Origin of the sequence: Jiangella mangrovi (assembly GCF_014204975.1) — a bacterium.
Classification (GTDB): Bacteria; Actinomycetota; Actinomycetes; order Jiangellales; family Jiangellaceae; genus Jiangella; species Jiangella mangrovi.
In genome coordinates this window covers 1,244,348-1,262,623 of sequence record NZ_JACHMM010000001.1, presented here as the reverse complement: position 1 = coordinate 1,262,623, position 18,276 = coordinate 1,244,348, and the positions used below count along the sequence as shown (strand labels likewise).

Here is an 18,276-nt window from a genome sequence, read left to right as displayed (position 1 = left end):
AGGAGTCTCCAAAGGGCGTACCCGGCGGCGCTGGCACAGGCCGGCGCGCCGTCGGGCGAGGAAGGCAGGGGACGTCTACTGCTGGGTCGCGGGCGGGCCGCGCTGCGGATCGGTGGGCGTCCACGCGGAGTCCGCGGGCACCCGGTCGGCCGGACCGGAGCCGGCGTCGACGAGGAAGAGATCGAGCGGCCCGACGACGGTGCTCGCGGGCGCGGGCGGCGCGTAGCCGAGCTTGGCGGTGCCGCCGGCGGCGACGGCGACGGTGTCCGGGACGTCGTCGGCACCGGCGACGGCGGAGGCCGACGGGTATCGGTCGCCACCCGCGCGGTCGGCCGACGCGGCGGCCGGCGGGCCGGACGAGATGAGCATGAGGGCGCCGGAGAGCAGGATGGCGGGGAGCGTCCAGGTCTTCCGGAGCACGCGGCTGCCCGCGCGGCCTCCGGAGCGGTGACCGGACACTGTTCGACCTCCTGACACGCCGTCGCAGGGGCACATGACGATCCGTCCCCGAACCGCGCCAACCATACCCGCTACCCCGGGGGCGTACGATAAGGAGGACCCGTACCTGTCAGGGAAGAAGTGACCCAATGCCTAGTATCGGTACGCCTGAGCTGATCATCGGCCTCATCGTCATCTTCCTGCTCTTCGGGGCGAAGCGGATGCCCGAGATGGCCCGCGGCATCGGCCAGTCGCTGAAGATCTTCAAGACCGAGATGGCGGCCAAGCCTGCCGACAGCGATGCGTCGAACGCCGTCATCGTGAACCCGGCGCCGGCTCCCGCCCAGGCACCGACCGCCCAGGCAGAGGCCGCGCAGGCGACCCCTGCTCCGGCTGCCGAGGCCCCGTCGGCCGCTACCGAGACCCCGGCCGCGCCGGCTGCCGCTCCGGCCGAGCCGCAGGCCCGCCCGGCGCAGTAGCAGGCAGCTCGCCCAGTTCCGCGAGGCCGGCGTCGGCCAGGTCGCGCGCTCGCCGTGCGGCCGTGTCGTCGCCGGCCGCCTCGTGGCTGTCGGCGAGCTTGCGCAGCGTCACGACCTCGTAGTACAGCCCGCCGAGCTCGCGCAGCAGGTCCAGCGCGTGCTCGAAACAGTCGACGGCGCGGTCGTACGCGCCGAGCCGGTGGTGGGCGAAGCCGAGGGTGTCCCACGTGGCCGCTTCGGCGAGCCGGTCGTCCAGGCCCTGCAACGCGGTCAGCGCCTGGCCGGCGAACTCCAGTGTCCGCTGGTACCGCCCGAGCATGGCGTGCGCCCAGCCGACGGCGTTGAGTGCGCCTGCCAGCCCAGCCGGCTGGCCGATGCGGCGGAACAGCTCCAGCGCGGCGAGGTCGTGGTCGAGCGACTCCTCGTGCCGCCCGGTGCGCTCCTTGACCACGCCCAGCGATCGCTGCGTGCGGGCCTGCCCGACGAGGTCGCCGCGGGCCGCGTACAGCTCCAGGGCCCGTTCCAGGTGGGCGCGCGCGTCGTCGTGCCGGTCGAGGTAGCCGTGGGCGCGGCCGAGCAGCCGGTGCAGGTGCGCTTCGGCCTCGGTGTCGTCGAGCTCGCGGACGGCCAGCAGCGCCGAGCCGTTGACGCGGGCGATGTCGCGCCACCGGCCGCGCCAGTCCAGGTCGATGGTGTGTGCCCAGGCCAGCTGCCAGGCGTGGACGGGGTACCCGCGGTCGGCGGCGGCGTCGACCGCGGCCAGCAGGGTGCGCCGCTCGGCGGCGAACCAGGCCCGGGCGGCGTCGGCGCCGCGCAGCGGCTCGGCGACGTCCGGGGCCGCCGACGGCGGCGGCTGCGGCTCGAACGTCTCGCGGTCCGAGCGCAGGAACCCGCTGGCCAGGAGCGCCGTCGCGAGGTAGTGGTCGAGCAGCCGGCCCAGCGCCGGGCGGGATCCCGGTCCGGCCAGCTCGCGGGCGTACGCGCGCAGCAGGTCGTGCGCGGACCAGCGCCCGGGCGTGTGCTCGGTGAGCAGGTGCGCCCGGGTGAGCTCGCCCAGCAGTGACCGGACGGTGTCGGCGTCCTGGTCGGCGAGGGCGGCGGCCGCGGGGGCGCCGATGTCCGGGCCCGGCGTGGAGCCGACCAGCCGGAACAGCCGCGCGGCCGGACCGCTCAGGCCGTCGTAGGACCACGAGAACACCGAGCGCAGGTCGATGGTGGCGTCGTCGGCGGCGAACGCCTCGAGCCCGCCGCTGGCCGCCCGCAGCTGCGCGACCAGGTATTCCAGCGACTCGGGCTGGCCGGCGACACGGGCGGCGGCGACGGCGAGCGCCAGCGGCAGCCGAGCGCACAGGGTGACCAGCTCGTCGACGGTGTCCGGCTCGGCCGCGACGCGGTCGCCGCCGATGCGCCGGGTCACCAGCTCGCGGGCGTCGGCGGCCGGCGGCAGGTCCAGCGTGACGGCCCGGGCGCCGGCGGTCGCCGTCAGTCCGATCAGCTGGTCGCGGCTGGTCACCAGCGTCAGGCAGTCCGCCGAGCCGGGCAGCAGCGGCCGCGCCTGCCGGGCGTCGCGGGCGTTGTCGAGCAGCACCAGGACGCGGCGTCCGGCCAGCATGCTGCGGTACAGCGCGGCCTGGCCGTCGGCGTCGGCGGGGATCAGCTCGTGCGGCACCCGCAGCGCGTCGAGGAAGCCGCGGATCGCGTCGGTCGGGTCGACGGGCGGCCGGTCCGGGTCGAAGCCGCGCAGGTTGACGTAGAGCTGGCCGTCGGGGAACCGGTCCGCGACCCGGTGCGCCCAGTGCACGGCCAATGTCGTCTTGCCGACGCCCGCGGTGCCGGAGACGGTCGCGACGGGTGCCGTGGTGGCGGCGTGGTCGAGCAGCGCCAGCGCGTCGGCGCGGCCGACGAAGTCCGGCACGTCGGCCGGGAGCTGCCGGGGGACCGGCCGGGCCGACGTCCTGGTCTGCGGCGGCGGCTCGGCCAGCAGCCGCGCGTAGACCGCCTGCAGCTGCGGCCCGGGGTCGGTGCCCAGTTCGGTGACCAGCCGCGCACGCACCCGCTCGTACTGCACCAGTGCCTCGGCCCGGCGCCCGGAGCGCTCCAGCGCACCCAGCAGCAGCGCCCAGGACGGCTCGCGCAGCGGGTGGGCGGCGGTGAGCTCGCGCAACTCGGGGACGAGGTCCGCGGGCCGGCCCAGGTCGAGGTCGAGGGTGATCCGCCGCTCCCGCGCCGCGAGATGGCGCTCCTCCAGCCGCGGGGCCTCCGTGCCGGACAACCACTCGGAGTCCACGTCGTCGAACGGCCGGCCGCGCCAGAGTTCGAGCGCCTCGGCGAGGCAGGCGCGCTGGCGCAGCGGGTCGGCGTTGCCGTCGGCCCGCTCGAGCAGCCGCTCGAACCGCAGCACGTCGACGGCGGCCTCGTCGGCATGCAGGACGTAGCCGGTGGCGGAGGTCTCGATGAGGTCCGCGCCGAGCAGCGTCCGCAGCCGGGTGACGTAGGTCTGCACGCTGCGGCGCGGGTTGGCCGGCAGGGCGTCGCTCCACAGCGCGGCGACGAGCTGCTGGACGGTGACCGTGCGGCCGGCCGACAGCGCCAGCACCGCGATCAGCGCCCGCAGCCGGCCTGTCGTGACCTCGACCGGCCGCCCGCCGGCCCGCAGGCGCATGGGGCCGAGCAGGTCGATCTCGACTGGGGTGCTCACTCCTCCTATGACAGCCGAGGAGCCGCGACGGTTGCACCCGCGGTCTCACCGGTCGAGAGGACGCGGTCCGGCAGCTCGACGGTGCCGGCTCCGGTCAGCTTCAGGGTGCGGAGCCGCAGCCGGCCGCCGTGCACCGCGACGGTGACGTCGACGCCGTCGACGCCCCCGCCCCCGGCCGCCTGCGTCACCGTCCCCCACGCGTCGCCGCTCGCCCAGAACCAGGTGACCGGGCCGCCGGTGAGGTCGGCCGGGGCGAAGCGGAGCCCGCCGCTCACGCCGTCGTACCCGAAGCCGGTGAAGGCGACCAGCGTGCCCCACGCCGCCATGGCGCGCACGTAGTGGTGGCCGCACTCGGCCTCGTCGAACGGGTTTCGGCGGCGGCCGTCGAAGCGGCTGCGGACCGCCTCGACGACGCGCACGCCGTCGTCGGCGAGCCCGGCCTGCAGCAGGCCGATGGCCGCGGTGTACTCCAGCCCTGTCCACACCTCGGCGAAGTACGGGAACGGTCGGGCCGGGCGGTTGCCGCGGGGGTAGGAGGCGACCAGCAGCCCCGGCTCGCCGGCCAGGGCGTAGCTGCGCTTGGGGTTGAAGGGCGCGCCCGGCGCGGTGCGGTCGTTGTGCCGCACGATGCTCTGCAGGGTCGTGCGCACGTGCGCGTCGTCGAGCAGGTCGCCGAGCCCGGTCAGCCGCGCCACGTGCTGCCCGACCAGCTGGTCCGTGAGGCAGCCGTCGCCGATCTGCAGCTCCGGCTCGGTGAGGTCGCGGGCGCCGATGCCGGGCAGCCGGAGTCCCGGCGCGATGGCGTCCTCGCTGCCCGGCGGGCGGATCTCGTGCCGGTAGTACTCGCCGTTGAACAGGTGCGCGTCGATCCAGGCACTGCCGCGGGCGAACAGGTCCGCGCAGGTGGCGGCGAACTCGTCGTCGCCGAGGTGCCGGGCCATCTCCTCCGCGGCCCGCAGCGCCGCCAGGTACCAGCTGCCGACCTGCGGGTTCGGGCCGAAGTACTCGACGTCCATGGTGTTGTGCTGGGAACCCTCCATGACGCCGTCGCGGTCGGCGTCCCAGCCGCCGGGGATCCAGGCGAACTCCAGCGCGCGCCGCGCGGCCGGCCAGAGCGAGCGCAGCAGGTCGTCGTCGCCGCTGAGCCGCCATTCGCGGTGCAGCTTGACCAGGCAGCCCATCTGCCCGTCGGCGGCCGCCACGCCGTGCTCGCGCGACCGGTCCAGCGGTAGCTCCAGCCGGAAGCTCATGTGGCCGTCGTCGGCGGTGGCGTGGTGGAACTCCAGCTCGCGCATGGACCGCGCCAGCTCGCCGAACAGGTACGGCGTCGTGTGCTCGTAGTTCCACACGTGCGTGCAGTTGCCGTAGCAGCTGCCGCTGTCGTCGTGGCAGCCCTCCCAGCCGTAGAACCGGCCGTCGGCGGCGCGGAAGCAGGTCGGCGAGCGCAGCGTGCTGACGTTGCTCAGCGCGGCCTCGACGAGCGCGGCCGGCAGGTCGGCGCCCGTCAGCGCGGCGACGAAGGCGACGGTGCGCCCCTCGAGGTCGGCCAGCTTCGGCGCGGTCGCGTTGACGACGTCCCAGGCGTCGTCGTACAGCGAGGCGTAGTGGTTGCCGATCACGGTCTCGCCGCGCCAGTCGCGCCGGTTCGGGAAGTGCCAGGTCAGCAGGAACGTGAACGCGTGCGTCTCGCCCGGCCCCAGCATGCGCAGGGCGGCGACGGAGGCCACCGGCTCGCCGTCCGCCGGCCGCTCGTCCAGTCGTCCGTCGGCCGCGAGGTCGTCCCAGAAGTCCAGCAGCGGTCCGCCCCAGCTCGACCCGGCCCACGCCGTGCGCACGGTGACGTCGTCCTCGTCCAGCACGGCGAGGGCGAGCGAGCCCCACTGCTCGTCCTGCCGGTCGGCCCCGTTGCCGGACCGCAGCACCACGCCGTCGGGCCGCGGTTCGTTGCGTGGATCCGTGCCGGGGTTGCGGACGCTGCCGGCGACCGTGACGGGGATCGGCTCGGTCCCGGTGTTGGTGACGGCGTAGCGCAGCACCGCGACCGGCAGTGAGCTGGCGTCGACGTCGGCCGGGACCAGCGGGTTGAACGCCTGCAGCCGCACCGATACCGGCACGTCCGGGTCGTCGAGGCACACCTGGCCCAGCGGGTAGGCGGCCAGGAACTCCGAGCGGGCGAACCGCGGCAGGCTGTGGTTGGGCACCGCGGCGCCCTCCCAGCCCTCGTACAGGACGGGGTCGACGGGGCCCTCGAGCGCACGGACGACGTCGCCCGCCCGGACGGCGAAGAAGCTGTCGCGCGGCGCGAAGCCCTTGGCCGGCTGGTTGCGGATCTCCCAGTCGCGCAGGTCGCCGCGGCCGCCCAGCGACACGGTCCCGGCGCCGATGCCGCCGAGCGGGAGTGCGATGCGCAGCGAGTGGTCGGCGTCGTACCGGCGCAGGACCGGCCAGTCAGGCGTCAGCGTCATCATCCGACCTCACGTGCAACGCCGTTCCATGTCAAGCCTGAAAGGGCCGCTCCGAGACGATGACGGCGAGCGTCCTGCGCCCGACCCGCCGCTCGACGGTCCGCACACCGGTCTGCCCGAGGGCCGCCAGCCGGGCGGTCACCTCGTCGATCTGCACCGGCGTGATGCCGTGACCGGGCTTGTCGAGCAGCCGCTCGCCCAGCACCAGCCGCCCGCCCGGCGCCAGCACGGCGATCAGCCGGGCCAGGCCGGCGTCGCGGTCGGACCAGTGGTGCATCGAGGCGAGCGTGTAGATCGCCGTGAACGTGGCGTGGTCGAACGGCACGTCCTCGGCGCCGGCCACGCGGACGTCGGCGCCCGGAACCCGCTTGCGGGCCATGGCGACGAACGTCTCGGACGGGTCGACGGCGGCAGCGCGCTCGGCGCCGACGACCCGGGCCGCCAGCTCGAGCCCGACGCCCGGGCCGCAGCCGACCTCGAGGACGTGGTCGCCGGGGCGCAGCGCCGCGACGTCGACCACCGCCCGGTTCGCCTCCGGATGGCGGTTGAACCAGGCGTAGAGCCGCGCCCCGACGGCGCCGAATCCCGTCATCGGCCCAGGCTAGGGGAGACCGATGAACGGCGGCGTGCGCGTGCCGGCCAGCTCGCCGGCGCGGACCCGGACCACGCTGATCGGCGCGCCGACCACGCGGTCGGGCAGGTCGTAGACGGCGAGGTAGACGCCGGGCGGCACGTCGACGAAGCCGAACCAGCCGGAGCCGTCGCTGACCTGCGTCCGCGTCTCGCCGTCGCCGACCACCGGCTTCAGGGTGACGCTGACGCCGTCGAGCGCGGCGCCGCTGCGCAGCCGCAGCGTGCCGGCCACGTTCCCCGTGGTCGGGTCCTCCTTCCACGGCATGGACGGGACGGCGGCGTCCTCGGCGAACGGGGCGTCCGGGCCGGTGGTGAGCGCGGCGGCCAACTCGGCCCGCTCAGCGTCCTTCACCGCCGGGGACCCGGCGGCCGCCGTCAGCGACGGGTTCGCGTAGGAGTAGCCGCTCCAGCCGGCGACGGTGTTGCCGGCGGCCGTGGGGGTCAGCAGGTCGTGGACCTGCTGGACGCTGTCGTCGATCTCGTTGAGGTACAGCGCCGGCCCGGACACCGTCTGCCGGTCGCCCTGCCAGTCGGCCAGGACTTCGTTCCACTCGGCGAACATCTGCGCCTGGTCGGGCATCCACTCGCGCTTGTAGTTCATGGCGACGACGGTGTCGATGATCCCCTCGTCGAGCCAGCCCTTCCAGTCCTGCAGGACCTCGGCGTACGTGCGAGTCTGCTCCCAGCCGCCAACGCTCTGCGGGCCGAAGCCGTAGGTGATGCCGTCGTTGCTCAGCCGCACCGTCGGGTCGATCTCGAAGATGCCGAGATAGATGCGGCGGACGATGCTGGTGATCTGCTCGCGCCGCCACTCGGTGAACTGGGCGTCCGACGGCGCCGGCACGTCGGTGCGGCCCGTGGCGGCCTGGAACCGCGCGATCGACGTCTCGCTGTAGCCCCAGTCGCTGTGCGTGGTGGTGGAGCTGTGGTCCGGGTAGCGGATGTAGTCGAGGTTGATGCCGTCGACGTCGTACTCGCGGACGATGCTCTGGATGGCGCCGACGACGTAGTCGCGGGCGGCCGGGTTGGCGGGGTCGAGGAAGCTGTTGTTGCCGACCAGTTCCGTGCCGTCGGCGCGCCGGTTGAGCCAGCGGTCGGCCCCGGCGGCGCTCGGGCCGTGGGTGTTGAAGACGTGGTCGGGCGAGCGCGGCGCCGTCGCCGAGTTCCACAGCGTGCCGAAGTTGACCCACGCGTGCACCTCGAGCCCGGCGGCGTGCGCCTGCTCGATGACCTCGTCCAGCGGGTCGTACGGCGCCGGCGCGATGGCGGCGTCGGTGCGTGGGTAGTCGGCGCGGTTGCAGAAGCAGTCGTAGCGGCGGGCGACCTGCACGATCAGCGCGTTCGCGTTGACCTCGAGCGCGTCGCCGACGAGCTCCTCGACCTGCGCGGGCGTGTAGATGCCCTCGTTGAAGGCGTCGGCCCAGTAGCCGCGCCACTGCTCCGGGGGCGCGTCCTGAGCCGCCGGGGCGGCGGTGGTCGAGGGAGCGCCGGCGACGGCCAGGACGAGTGCCACGATGGCGGGAAGTGTGAGGCGACGTCGGCTCACGCTGGTCCTCCTCGATGGACTAGACCAATATGGGCCCTAAGTCTGGAAGACTTTGCCCGATACGTCTACAGGGGGGTGCGGGCGTGGCGAAATATCACTCGATCCGGGACGAGATCCTCGACCTGGTGGCAGAGCTCGGCGTCGGCGACGCGTTGCCGGCCGAGCGTACCTTGGCGCCAAGGTTCGGGGTCTCGCGCATGACGCTGCGCCGGGCCGTCGAAGAGCTGGTGCGCGAGGGGCGGCTGGTCCGCCGGCAGGGAGCCGGCACGTTCGTCGCCGGTCCGAAGATCGCCCAGGGGCTGGCGGTGACGTCGTTCTCCGAGGACATGCGCCAGCGCGGCGCCGTCCCGTCCAGCCGCACGCTGGCCGTCGACGACGTGCTGGCGGGCGCGCCGCTGGGCCGCCGGCTGGAGATCTCACCGGGCGAGAGCGTGGTGCGCGTGACCCGGCTGCGGCTGGCCGACGACGCGCCCATGGCGGTCGAGACGCTGCACGTCCCGCGCAGCATCGCGCCCGGGCTCGACGGCGGCATGCTCGCCGACGGCTCGTTCTACGAGCTGCTGCACGACGTGTACGGGCTGGAGCTGTCCGGCGGCGTGCAGACCATCGAGGCGACGGTCACCGACGAGACGGAGTCCGAGCTGCTCGGGGTGCCGCTGCACTCGCCGGCGTTCCTGTTCGAGCGCATCTCGCGCGACGCCGAGGGCCGGGTGGTCGAGTTCGTCCGCTCGGTCTACCGCGGCGACCGCTACCAGTTCCGCGTCGAGTTGCAGCCGGCCCGCCGGCCGGCCAGGGCGGCCGAGTGAGGAACTCCGAGCTCGACCGGCTGGCGACGGAGGGACGGCTCGCCGCAGCCGCCGACCTGGATCTCCGGTCCACCCGCGAGCAGGTCGACCTGATGGCCGAGCAGGACCGGGTGGCGGTCGACGCCGTCGCCGCGACCCGCGACCGGCTGGTCGAGGCGGTCGACGCGACGGTGGTCCGGTTGCGCCGCGGCGGCCGGCTCATCGAGGTGGGCGCCGGCACGCCGGGCCGGCTCGCCGTCCTCGACGTCGCCGAGTGCCGGCCCACCTTCGGTGTCGACGAGCGGCAGGTGGTCGCCGTCATGGCCGGGGGTTTCGACGCGGTCCGCTCGGCCGCCGAGCACGACGAGGACGACCACGACGGCGGCCGCTCCGACCTGTCGGCGCTGGGGCCCGGGCCCGATGACGTCGTCGTGGCGGTGAGCGCGTCGGGCCGCACGCCGTACGTGCTGGGCGCCCTGGCCGCCGCCCGCGCGGCCGGCGCGTACACCGTCGCCGTCGTCAACAACGCCGGCTCGCCCATCGCCGCCGCCTGCGACGTCGCCGTCGAGGCCCTCACCGGCCCCGAGGTGGTGGCCGGCTCCACCCGGCTCAAGGCCGGCACGGCGGCGAAGCTGGTGCTCAACACCATCTCGACGCTGGTCATGGTGCAGCTCGGGCACACCCACGGTGACCTCATGATCGACGTGCGCGCCACCAACGACAAGCTGCGCCGCCGGGCGCAGCGGATCGTCCAGGAGGCCACCGGCGAGTCCGACGAGGCGGTCGCTGCCGCGTTGGCGGCCGGCGGCGACGAGACCAAGACGGCGACGGTCATGCTGCTGGCCGGGGTGGGCGCCGACGAGGCACGCCGCCGGCTCGCCGCGGCCGGCGGTTACGTGCGCGCGGCGATCGCGTAGGCGATCTCGAGCACTCCGAGCAGCAGCGTGACCAGCGCGACCAGGCCGGGCAGCTTGCCGTCGGGCAGGGCGCGGTCGGCGTGCAGGGCCTCGTGCGAGCGGCGGTAGCGGCGCCGGGCCAGCACCAGGACCAGTAGCGCGACCGGCGCGACCACCAGCCCGAACACCACCGCGGCCGGGCCCAGCGGCTCCGCTGCCAGCCGGCTGGCCAGGACCACGCCCACCAGCAGGGCGAGCGACGTGCGGATCCAGGCGAGCGCCGTCCGCTCGTTCTGGGCGCCGCGGTCGTACGTCTCCTCGGTCATGACGTCACGGCGCGACGAGCACGACGACGATGACGATGGCCGCCACCGCCAGCCCGAACGCCAGCACCGGCGCCAGCGCGGGCGACGGCAGCGGCCGCGACTCGCGCAGCGCCTTCTCGGCCCGGGCCCAGCGGACGAACGCCATGACGCTGCAGGTGGCGCCGAGCAGCGCCAGCGCCACCACCAGCACCAGCCGCAGCGCCGTGTGCTCCGGGATCTCGAGCGCCTCGAGCGCGATGCCGGCCGCCAGCAGCGCGAGCGCCGTCCGGATCCAGGCCAGGAAGGTCCGCTCGTTGGCGAAGGTGAAGCGCGGGTCGGGCTCGCTGCCGGACTCGTAGACACTGCGCGGCCAGCGCCGGTCGTCGGTCATGTGCCGTCACTCTCGACCTGGTACGTCGTCCGCGACGGCGACTCGGCACCGCTGCGGCGGTGCCGTCCCGCTCCCCGCTGGGCCGGCAGCCGCGGGTGCGCGGACCGGGCGGCGTGGTCGGCCGCGCGAGCCTCGACGGGCGGCGGTGGCGGCGGCGTCTCCGTGGTGGCGGGGGCCGGAGCCGGCGCCGCGGGCTCCGCCTGCGACCGGGGCTTGAGCGGTTCCGGGTGGGGGAGACGGCCCAGCATCTCCGGCGTGACGGGGTCGGGCCGGCCCGGTTCGGGGCGGGCCGCGGGCTCCGGGCTGGCCGCCGGCTCCGGGCGGGCCGCGGCCTCGGGCTCCGCCGGCACCGGTTCCGGTTCCGGTTCCGGCTCGAGGGTGATGGGCCGGGTCGGCCGGGTGACGTCGGGTTCGACGATGGGCTCCGGGACCTCGGGGTCGGGGGTCACCCGCCGCGCCCGCCGGCCGGCGCCGCGCGAGGCGGCGGGCTGGGCGAACGGGTCGGTGGCAGGGTCGAGCCACTCGATGCTGGTGGCCTCGCCGTGGCCGTGCACCGCCACGAGGTCGTCGATCGAGCTCCACAGGCTGGTGGCCGGGTGCGTCGAGGCCCAGCGCAGTGCCACGTGCCCGTCGGCGAAGACGACGCCGTAGGCCACCACCCCGACCCCGGAGACTCCGGTGTAGTCGACGTGGCGGACGAGGGCGAACCGTCGAGGGAGCATCGACCACCGTTACGTTGGGAAATCTCGCGGGCAGGCCGGAGTCACCCCCGTGTCCCTCAGGCCTGTGCAGCCACATCATCGTCGATGTGTCGCGATCCTGTCACGGCGGCCCGCCGGTGACGCCCGGAGCCCGGGTCGGCGCCCGGCGGAGCAGTGACGCGGGTTACGGTACGTCCCGACTCTCAGTAATTCCTCCCAGGAGTGATCGCATGGACCCACGACTGCAGCCTCAGACCCCCGAAGTCGACCCCATGGTGACCTCCGCCGTCATGAACGTGCGCGATCGCTTCGGCGCCGAGGGCCTGCGCGACCTCATGGCCCTCGCCCAGATGGAGCTGCGCAACGTCGAGGCGGCGGAGCGGCGGCTGGCCGCGCTGTCCGAGCCGGCCACCGCGCCGGAGCCCGCGGACTCCGCCGACACGCAGGCCTGGCTCGCCTACACCGACGCCGAGCCGGAGCGCGACGACCGCCGCTGACGCCGTCGGGCCGCGGTCAGATCGCCCGCAGCGCCGTCAGGATCTCAGTGGCCCAGCGCGAGACGTCGTGGCTGGTCACGTGGTCGCGCAGCAGCTTCATGCGCTGCTCGGCCTCGGCCGGGTCGAGGCGCATCGCGGTCAGCATGGTCCGCTTCAGCCCGTCGATGTCGTGCGGGTTGACCAGGAAGGCGCCGTCGCCGAGCTCGTCGGCGGCGCCGGCGAACTCCGACAGCACCAGCGCCCCGCGCAGGTCCGAGCGGGCGCTGACGTACTCCTTGGCCACCAGGTTCATGCCGTCGCGCAGCGGCGTGACCACCATGACGTCGGCGGCGAGCAGCAGCGCCACCAGCTCGGTGCGGTCGTACGACGAGTGCAGGTAGTGCACCGCGGGGTGTCCGATGCGGCCGTAGTCGCCGTTGATGCGCCCGACCTGCAGCTCGATCTCGTCGCGCAGCGTCTGGTAAGCCTCGACCCGCTCGCGGCTGGGCGTCGCCACCTGGACCAGGACGGCCTCGTCGGGCGTGACGGAGCCCTCGGCGAGCAGCTCGCCGAACGCCTTGAACCGGTGCCCGATGCCCTTCGTGTAGTCGAGGCGGTCGACACCGAGGAGGATGTGCTGCGGCGAGCCGACCTCCTCGCGGATGGTGGCCGCGCGCTGCTGGACCTCGGGGTCCTCGGCCAGCCGCGCCACCTCTTCGACCTGGATCGAGATGGGGAACGCCCGGGCCAGCACCTCGCGGCCGTCCTCGAGGACGAGGGCGTCGTCGCGCAGGACGGCCGACGTGAACGTCTCGGCCAGCGACTCGAAGTTGCTGGCGGCCCCGGCCCGCTGGAACCCGACGAGGTCGGCGCCGAGCAGTCCCTCGAGGATCTGCCGGCGCCACGGCAGCTGGGCGAACAGCTCCGTGGGCGGGAACGGGATGTGCAGGAAGAAGCCGATCTTGAGGTCGGGGCGCAGCTCGCGCAGCAGCTGCGGCACCAGCTGCAGCTGGTAGTCCTGGATGAACACGACGGCGTTCTGAGCGGCGACGGAGGCCGCAGCCACGGCGAATCGGCGGTTGACGGCGCGGTAGGCGTCCCACCATTCACGGTGGTATTCCGGCTGGACGATGACGTCGTGGTACAGCGGCCAGAGCGTGGCGTTCGAGAATCCCTCGTAGTAGAGGGCGATCTCCTCGGCCGACATGGGAACGGCGACGAGGTCCATGTCGTCGGTCGAGAACGGGGCCGGGGCGTCGTCCGGTGAGCCGGTCCAGCCCACCCAGGCTCCGTCGTAGGCTCGCATCACCGGAGCCAGGGCGGTGACCAGTCCGCCGGGGCTCCTGCGCCAGCTGGTCGCGCCATCGGCCGTCGACACCCGGTCGACCGGCAGCCGATTGGCGACTACGACGAAGCTACTCGTTCCAGTCGTGGACAAATGGGGCCTCCTCGTGCCGACAACGGTAACCGAGTTGTGTTGCATGGTTGTCACAGCCCTTGCCTACGATGGCTGACATGGACTCCCACGAGCGCGCGATCCTCGACTTCGAGCACCGCTGGTGGAAGTACCCAGGAGCCAAGGAACAAGCAGTGCGCCGAGAGTTCGGCATGTCGGCCACGCGGTACTACCAGGTGCTCAACGCCCTCATCGATCGGCCCGAGGCGTTGGCGCACGACCCACTGCTGGTGCGGCGGCTGCGACGGCAGCGCTCGCGCCGTACGCGCACCGGTTCCGGGCGCTCGCTCGCCGCGGAGGCATGAGCGGCCGCGCCAGTCCATACGACAGTGTCGCCGATCTTGATCATCGGCGCCAGGGCCGAGTGCCTCGCATGGACACAGGCCGGTGGCGTACTCTCCTGGTCCTGTGACGATGAGTGACCGGCTCCAGCGGCTCTGGCCGTCCCTCGTCGCCCTCGTCGGAACCGTCGCGGTCGTCCTCGCACTGCTCTGGTACTTCGGCGACGACGTCGAGGACAGCAGCCCGGACGACGTCGCGGCGGGTGACGCCGCCGGCGCGGAGCCCCCGGCGACCGAGCCTCCCGCCACCGAGCCGCCCGCGACGGAGCCTCCGCCGACCGACGCGCCGACGGACGCGCCCACCGAGCCGAGCGAGCCCGTCACCGCCGACCCCGACGTCGTCGAGCCGCTGGGTGTGCTGAACCAGACCGGCGAGCCCGGCATCGAGGAGCAGGCCAGCGAGCGGTTCGAGGACGGCGGCTGGGAGGTCGCCGCCATGAGCGAGTTCACCGGCACCGTCCCCGAGACCACGGTCTACGTGCCCGAGGGCATGGAAGAGGCCGCCGAGGCGCTCATGGCGCAGTTCCCCGAGATCGGCCGCCAGCGCCCCACCGTCGAGCCGTTCAACGACACCCGCCTGGTCGTCGTGCTGGCCGAGGACTACCTCGACGAGGTCGAGTCGGAGTGACGCCCGAGCTGCGACCCCTGTCCGGCCTGCTGGACCGCACCCTCGTGGCTCTCGACTTCGACGGCGTGCTGTCGCCGATCGTGCCCGACCCCGCCAGCGCCGTCGCGCTGCCCGGCACCGCCGAGGTCCTGACGGCGGTGGCCGCGCGGGTGGCCCGGGTCGCCGTCGTTACCGGCCGGCCCGCCGCCGACGCCGTCCGCCTCGGTGGGCTGGCGGACGTGCCCGGCCTGGTCGTGCTCGGTCACTACGGGCTGCAGCGCTGGTCCGGCGGCACGCTGAGTACTCCCGACAGCGACGACGGCGTCGACGTCGCCCGCCGCCGGGCGACGGAGCTGGCCGCAGCCCGACCCGGGGTCACCGTCGAGGACAAGCACCACTCGGTGGCGCTGCACACCCGGTCCGCCGCCGACCCCGCCGCCGCCCTGGCCGAGCTGCGCCCCCACGCCGACGCCGTCGCCGCCGAGGCCGGCCTGCAGGTCACGCCCGGCCGGTTCGTGCTCGAGCTGCGGCCCGTGGGGGTCGACAAGGGCGTCGCCATCCGGTCCCTGGTCGCCGAGACCGGCGCCGCGGCCGTCCTCTACGGCGGCGACGACCTGGGCGACCTGCCCGCGGTGGCGGCGGTGCGCGACCTGGTGTCGTCGCGCGCCATCGAGGCCGGGCTGGTCGTCTGCTCCGACGCCGAGGAGGCATCGGCCGACCTGCGGGCCGCGGCCGACGTCGTCGTCCCCGGTCCGCCCGGGGTCCAGGCCCTGCTCCGCGAGCTCGCCGCGCTCGACTGACCTTGCACGCCTGGCGACGTGCTTGGCACGGCTCATCGTCGCTCGGGTGTCCGTTTCGTCCCATCTCCAGGGTGGCCAGCCGTGCCAAGGCGCTCGCGAGGCGCCGCTCCGCGAGTGGCGCGAACCCCGGCGGCGCTGCCACCATCACGAGGTGGAGCTCTCCATCACCCTCACCGACGAGGAGGTTGCGGCGCTACAGCGCCCTTGCCGAACGTTCGGGTCGATCGCCCGAGGAAGAGGCGCTGATCGCGATCCGCGAGTACCTTGCCCAAGCGGCCCGGATGCGTGAGCTCGAGGTCCGAGTCGTCGCCGGGCCAGAGCACGTGCGGCGTCGCCCACTCGAGTGACGACCATCCACGATGCGATACAGATTTGTCTCGTATCGCGGACTCGTCCTGTCTGGATCCAAACGTGCCACGTAGTGTGACCATCAGTTGTCCTCATCCAGAGGAGCCGAGGGACCGGCCCGTCGAAGCTCCGGCAACCGTCCGCGCCGACCCGCGCGACGACGGTGCCAATTCCGGCCCGCTCACCCGAGTGGGAGAGATGAGAAGGGATCCGCAGCAGCATGACCGTCACCAGCACCACCTCCTTGGGGCGCGCCACGCATCTTTCATGTCGTGAGTGCGGCACCACCGTCGAGCTCGGGCCCTACTACGCGTGTCTCGAGTGCTTCGGGCCGCTCGAGGTGGCCTACGACTTCGGCACCATCACGCGCGAGCGCATCGAGAGCGGCCCGCGGTCCATCTGGCGCTACCGCGACCTGCTGCCGGTGCCCGAGAACGTCGCCGACATCCCGAACACCGACCCGGGGTTCACCCCGCTGGTCCGCGCGAACAACCTCGCCCGCGAGCTCGGCATCAAGGATCTCTGGATCAAGAACGACGCCGCCAACCCCACGCACTCGTTCAAGGACCGCGTGGTGGCCGTCGCGCTGGCGGCGGCGCGCGAGCTGGGCTTCACGGTCCTGGCCTGCCCGTCCACGGGCAACCTCGCCAACGCGGTCGCCGCGGCGGCGGCCCGGGCCGGCATCACCAGCTACGTGTTCATCCCCAGCAACCTCGAGCTGCCGAAGATCGTGACGAGCGCCGTCTACGGGACCACGCTGGTCGCCGTCGAGGGCAACTACGACGACGTCAACCGGCTCGCGTCGGAGCTGGCCGGCGAGCACGACGACTGGGCGTTCGTCAACGTCAACGTGCGGCCCTACTACGCCGAGGGCTCGAAGACGCTCGGCTACGAGACCACCGAGCAGCTCGGCTGGCGGCTGCCGAAGCAGGTCGTCATCCCGGTCGCCAGCGGCTCGCAGCTGACCAAGGTCGACAAGGCGTTCCGCGAGCTGGTGCAGCTCGGCCTGGTCGAGGGCGACGCGCCGGCCATCTTCGGCGCCCAGGCGACGGGGTGCTCTCCGGTCTCGACGGCGTTCAAGGAGGGCCACGACGTGGTGCGGCCGGTCCGGCCCGACACCATCGCGAAGTCGCTGGCCATCGGCAACCCGGCGGACGGGCCGTACGTGCTCGACGTCGCGCGGCGCACCGGCGGCGCGGTCGACGACGTCAGCGACGACGAGGTCGTCGAGGGCATCCGGCTGCTGGCCCGCACCGAGGGCATCTTCGCCGAGACCGCCGGCGGGGTCACCGTCGCCGTCCTGGCCAAGCTGCTGCGTGACGGCAAGCTCGACCCCGACGCCGAGACCGTCATCTTCAACACCGGCGACGGGCTCAAGACCCTCGACGCCGTCTCGTCCGTGGTCGGCCCCGCCGGCACCATCGCACCTACTACCGAGGCGTTCCACAGCCTCGTCAACGGAGGCTGAACATGAGCGTCGCCGTACGAGTCCCGACCATCCTGCGCACCTACACCAAGGGCGAGTCCGACGTCACCGTCGAGGTGCCCGACGGCGCCACCCTCAGTGACGTGCTGGGGGCGCTGGACGCCGCCTACCCGGGCATCGGCGCGCGCGTGCTCGACGACACCGGCCAGATCCGCCGGTTCGTCAACGTCTACGTGAACGAGGACGACGTCCGGTTCGCGTCGGGCCTGCAGACGCCCACGCCGTCGGGCGCGAAGATCTCCGTCATCCCGGCGGTCGCCGGCGGCTGACCCCGTCGTCGACCCCGTCCCCGCGAGGTCACCGTCAGCCGACGGTGACCTCGCTGCATGGTGAGAGGCGTCGTCTGCCTGTGCGGAGGAGCCGGATCAGCCGACGGTGACCTCGCTGCATGGTGAGAGGCGTCGTCTGCCTGTGCGGAGGAGCCGGATCAGCCGACGGTCACTTCACTGATGTTGAAGGCGTCTTCCGCCCACGGGAAGACCCAAATAAATAGCGCGTAGACGATCGCGGCGATGAGGATCAAGTAGATCAGCAGCCGAATCGGCCACGGTCCCGGCAGGTGCCGCCAGACCCAGGCGTACATCTGTCTAGACTTCCTCTCCGCCGATGAGGATCCCGGTCGCGTACATGCGGTGTGACGAGCCCCAGCGCGGCCAGCACGTGGTGAGCGTGATGCGCCGTTCGGTGGGCTCGGTCTCCTCGGACTCGCCCGGCACGGGGTCGACCACCCAGCTGTCCCTGATGCCGATGCGGTTGCCGTCGGGGTCGCCGTTCGGCGCGTTGTCGAGCTGGTAGAGGTACGTGCCGGTGCTCGTCTCGATCTCGACGATGTCGCCGACCTCCAATTCGGGGAACTGCGCGAACGGCTCGCCGTGTCCCGAACGGTGCGCGGCGATGGAGAAGTTCCCGATGTTGCCGGGGTCGACGCTGTCGAGGTAGTGGCCGGGGCCGTTCTTGAGGTCGGAGTCCTCGGTGCCCTGGACGATGATCCACTCCCAGTCCTCGCCGAAGCGGGGGATGCGGATGATGCCGTAGGCGTCGCCCACCTCGAGCTGGTCGAGCGGGATGGGCTCCTTCTCGACCTGGCCGGCGTCGAGGCCGATCCCGAGTTGGTCGCGGAGGTCGTCCTGCGCGTTGGCGGTCTGGATGCCGGTGCCCCAGAGCGTGTAGACCACGAACAGCAGCACGACGGCGCCCGCGGTGAGCATGAGCTCGCCGACGCCGCCCGCGATGAGGGCGGCGACGTTGCGCTTGGCCGGCTGCTGCGGCTTGTTCCGGGCCGAGGCTCTACGACGCCCCTTGGCCGCCTTGCGATGCATGCCCAAGAGCCTAACCGGCGACCCTTCCGCGCCGGGACCTGATCTCATCGGAGCCCCGGGACCGGCCGATTCGGTCTGCTACCGTGCGTCGAGCGTATGCCCTGAG

At 73.4% G+C, this 18,276-nt stretch carries 20 protein-coding genes and 1 riboswitch; of the genes, 9 read left to right on the top strand and 11 right to left on the bottom strand.

What is annotated here, in order from left to right; translation table 11 throughout:
• Window positions 1-75: 75 nt before the first annotated feature.
• On the bottom strand, window positions 76-420 hold the full coding sequence (locus HD601_RS05820; RefSeq protein WP_184820141.1) for a hypothetical protein: 345 nt from the start codon (window positions 418-420) through the stop codon (window positions 76-78).
• Between the two features lie 167 nt (window positions 421-587).
• Between HD601_RS05820 and HD601_RS05815 the strand changes: the two genes are divergently transcribed.
• Window positions 588-917 carry a twin-arginine translocase TatA/TatE family subunit gene (locus HD601_RS05815; RefSeq protein ID WP_184820139.1) on the top strand — a complete coding sequence of 110 codons (330 nt, stop codon included), beginning with the start codon at window positions 588-590 and terminating at the stop codon, window positions 915-917.
• Here HD601_RS05815 and HD601_RS05810 read toward each other — a convergent pair.
• Genes HD601_RS05810 through HD601_RS05795 form a run of 4 tightly spaced genes read right to left on the bottom strand, consistent with a single transcriptional unit; the run spans window position 853 to window position 8,259 of the window.
• On the bottom strand, window positions 853-3,615 hold the full coding sequence (locus HD601_RS05810; protein WP_184820137.1) for a BTAD domain-containing putative transcriptional regulator: 2,763 nt from the start codon (window positions 3,613-3,615) through the stop codon (window positions 853-855). The two genes, HD601_RS05815 and HD601_RS05810, sit on opposite strands and share 65 nt — an antisense overlap.
• A 5-nt stretch (window positions 3,616-3,620) precedes the next feature.
• Window positions 3,621-6,080 (bottom strand): GH116 family glycosyl-hydrolase, encoded by a 2,460-nt coding sequence (locus tag HD601_RS05805; RefSeq protein ID WP_184820135.1) that lies wholly within the window; start codon window positions 6,078-6,080, stop codon window positions 3,621-3,623.
• Window positions 6,081-6,111: 31 nt separating this feature from the next.
• Window positions 6,112-6,672, bottom strand: a complete 561-nt coding sequence (locus HD601_RS05800; protein ID WP_184820133.1) for a class I SAM-dependent methyltransferase — start codon at window positions 6,670-6,672, stop codon at window positions 6,112-6,114.
• A 9-nt stretch (window positions 6,673-6,681) separates the two neighbouring features.
• A complete protein-coding gene (locus HD601_RS05795) occupies window positions 6,682-8,259 on the bottom strand; it encodes a family 10 glycosylhydrolase (RefSeq protein ID WP_184820131.1) in 1,578 nt (525 codons plus the stop codon).
• An 83-nt stretch (window positions 8,260-8,342) separates the two neighbouring features.
• On the opposite strand from HD601_RS05795, the gene HD601_RS05790 reads away from it, so the two are divergent.
• Together HD601_RS05790 and HD601_RS05785 are read left to right on the top strand one after the other, a co-directional pair.
• The gene (locus tag HD601_RS05790) at window positions 8,343-9,065 is read left to right on the top strand and encodes a UTRA domain-containing protein (RefSeq protein WP_184820128.1); all 723 of its coding nucleotides are present in this window, start codon (window positions 8,343-8,345) and stop codon (window positions 9,063-9,065) included.
• Window positions 9,062-9,961 (top strand): N-acetylmuramic acid 6-phosphate etherase, encoded by a 900-nt coding sequence (locus tag HD601_RS05785; protein WP_184820126.1) that lies wholly within the window; start codon window positions 9,062-9,064, stop codon window positions 9,959-9,961. Before HD601_RS05790 ends, HD601_RS05785 begins: the two co-directional genes overlap by 4 nt.
• Here the strand turns inward: HD601_RS05785 and HD601_RS05780 are convergent.
• The 3 genes from HD601_RS05780 to HD601_RS05770 are packed head-to-tail and all read right to left on the bottom strand — an operon-like array spanning window position 9,937 to window position 11,358.
• On the bottom strand, window positions 9,937-10,266 hold the full coding sequence (locus HD601_RS05780; RefSeq protein ID WP_184820124.1) for a YidH family protein: 330 nt from the start codon (window positions 10,264-10,266) through the stop codon (window positions 9,937-9,939). The two genes, HD601_RS05785 and HD601_RS05780, sit on opposite strands and share 25 nt — an antisense overlap.
• A 4-nt stretch (window positions 10,267-10,270) precedes the next feature.
• Window positions 10,271-10,636, bottom strand: coding sequence for a YidH family protein (locus HD601_RS05775; protein ID WP_184820122.1), 366 nt, complete (start codon window positions 10,634-10,636; stop codon window positions 10,271-10,273).
• Window positions 10,633-11,358 carry a hypothetical protein gene (locus HD601_RS05770; RefSeq protein ID WP_184820120.1) on the bottom strand — a complete coding sequence of 242 codons (726 nt, stop codon included), beginning with the start codon at window positions 11,356-11,358 and terminating at the stop codon, window positions 10,633-10,635. The genes HD601_RS05775 and HD601_RS05770 overlap by 4 nt, the downstream gene beginning before the upstream one ends.
• 209 nt (window positions 11,359-11,567) lie before the next feature.
• Between HD601_RS05770 and HD601_RS05765 the strand changes: the two genes are divergently transcribed.
• Window positions 11,568-11,834, top strand: a complete 267-nt coding sequence (locus HD601_RS05765) for a hypothetical protein (protein WP_184820118.1) — start codon at window positions 11,568-11,570, stop codon at window positions 11,832-11,834.
• A gap of 16 nt (window positions 11,835-11,850) precedes the next feature.
• Here the strand turns inward: HD601_RS05765 and HD601_RS05760 are convergent, their stop codons facing one another.
• The gene (locus HD601_RS05760) at window positions 11,851-13,296 is read right to left on the bottom strand and encodes an alpha,alpha-trehalose-phosphate synthase (UDP-forming) (RefSeq protein ID WP_184829488.1); all 1,446 of its coding nucleotides are present in this window, start codon (window positions 13,294-13,296) and stop codon (window positions 11,851-11,853) included.
• Window positions 13,297-13,319: 23 nt separating this feature from the next.
• Between HD601_RS05760 and HD601_RS05755 the strand changes: the two genes are divergently transcribed.
• From HD601_RS05755 to HD601_RS05735, 5 genes are all read left to right on the top strand, one after another.
• Window positions 13,320-13,574, top strand: coding sequence for a DUF3263 domain-containing protein (locus tag HD601_RS05755; protein ID WP_184820116.1), 255 nt, complete (start codon window positions 13,320-13,322; stop codon window positions 13,572-13,574).
• A 109-nt stretch (window positions 13,575-13,683) separates the two neighbouring features.
• Window positions 13,684-14,238, top strand: a complete 555-nt coding sequence (locus HD601_RS05750) for a LytR C-terminal domain-containing protein (protein ID WP_184820114.1) — start codon at window positions 13,684-13,686, stop codon at window positions 14,236-14,238.
• Entirely contained in the window at window positions 14,235-15,017 is a 783-nt protein-coding gene (gene otsB, locus HD601_RS05745; RefSeq protein WP_184820112.1) for a trehalose-phosphatase, read from the top strand. Before HD601_RS05750 ends, otsB begins: the two co-directional genes overlap by 4 nt.
• A 437-nt stretch (window positions 15,018-15,454) precedes the next feature.
• Window positions 15,455-15,570: riboswitch (SAM riboswitch) on the top strand.
• Window positions 15,571-15,585: 15 nt separating this feature from the next.
• Window positions 15,586-16,833 (top strand): threonine synthase, encoded by a 1,248-nt coding sequence (thrC, locus tag HD601_RS05740; protein WP_184820110.1) that lies wholly within the window; start codon window positions 15,586-15,588, stop codon window positions 16,831-16,833.
• A gap of 2 nt (window positions 16,834-16,835) precedes the next feature.
• Window positions 16,836-17,120 carry a ubiquitin-like small modifier protein 1 gene (locus HD601_RS05735; RefSeq protein ID WP_184820108.1) on the top strand — a complete coding sequence of 95 codons (285 nt, stop codon included), beginning with the start codon at window positions 16,836-16,838 and terminating at the stop codon, window positions 17,118-17,120.
• A 158-nt stretch (window positions 17,121-17,278) separates the two neighbouring features.
• Here HD601_RS05735 and HD601_RS05730 read toward each other — a convergent pair whose 3' ends face one another.
• On the bottom strand, window positions 17,279-17,434 hold the full coding sequence (locus HD601_RS05730; RefSeq protein ID WP_184820106.1) for a hypothetical protein: 156 nt from the start codon (window positions 17,432-17,434) through the stop codon (window positions 17,279-17,281).
• A 4-nt stretch (window positions 17,435-17,438) separates the two neighbouring features.
• Window positions 17,439-18,170, bottom strand: coding sequence for a class E sortase (locus tag HD601_RS05725; RefSeq protein ID WP_184820104.1), 732 nt, complete (start codon window positions 18,168-18,170; stop codon window positions 17,439-17,441).
• Window positions 18,171-18,276 lie beyond the last annotated feature (106 nt).

What these genes read in the sequence shown, in the direction of transcription:
- HD601_RS05770 (WP_184820120.1), bottom strand. Translation starts at nt 11,358, where the DNA reads ATGCTCCCTCGACGGTTCGCCCTCGTCCGCCACGTCGACTACACCGGA.
- HD601_RS05805 (WP_184820135.1), bottom strand. Translation starts at nt 6,080, where the DNA reads ATGACGCTGACGCCTGACTGGCCGGTCCTGCGCCGGTACGACGCCGAC.
- HD601_RS05755 (WP_184820116.1), top strand. Translation starts at nt 13,320, where the DNA reads ATGGCTGACATGGACTCCCACGAGCGCGCGATCCTCGACTTCGAGCAC.
- HD601_RS05735 (WP_184820108.1), top strand. Translation starts at nt 16,836, where the DNA reads ATGAGCGTCGCCGTACGAGTCCCGACCATCCTGCGCACCTACACCAAG.
- HD601_RS05765 (WP_184820118.1), top strand. Translation starts at nt 11,568, where the DNA reads ATGGACCCACGACTGCAGCCTCAGACCCCCGAAGTCGACCCCATGGTG.
- HD601_RS05780 (WP_184820124.1), bottom strand. Translation starts at nt 10,266, where the DNA reads ATGACCGAGGAGACGTACGACCGCGGCGCCCAGAACGAGCGGACGGCG.
- HD601_RS05730 (WP_184820106.1), bottom strand. Translation starts at nt 17,434, where the DNA reads ATGTACGCCTGGGTCTGGCGGCACCTGCCGGGACCGTGGCCGATTCGG.
- HD601_RS05760 (WP_184829488.1), bottom strand. Translation starts at nt 13,296, where the DNA reads ATGCAACACAACTCGGTTACCGTTGTCGGCACGAGGAGGCCCCATTTG.
- HD601_RS05725 (WP_184820104.1), bottom strand. Translation starts at nt 18,170, where the DNA reads ATGCATCGCAAGGCGGCCAAGGGGCGTCGTAGAGCCTCGGCCCGGAAC.
- thrC (WP_184820110.1), top strand. Translation starts at nt 15,586, where the DNA reads ATGACCGTCACCAGCACCACCTCCTTGGGGCGCGCCACGCATCTTTCA.
- HD601_RS05800 (WP_184820133.1), bottom strand. Translation starts at nt 6,672, where the DNA reads ATGACGGGATTCGGCGCCGTCGGGGCGCGGCTCTACGCCTGGTTCAAC.
- HD601_RS05815 (WP_184820139.1), top strand. Translation starts at nt 588, where the DNA reads ATGCCTAGTATCGGTACGCCTGAGCTGATCATCGGCCTCATCGTCATC.
- HD601_RS05750 (WP_184820114.1), top strand. Translation starts at nt 13,684, where the DNA reads ATGAGTGACCGGCTCCAGCGGCTCTGGCCGTCCCTCGTCGCCCTCGTC.
- HD601_RS05775 (WP_184820122.1), bottom strand. Translation starts at nt 10,636, where the DNA reads ATGACCGACGACCGGCGCTGGCCGCGCAGTGTCTACGAGTCCGGCAGC.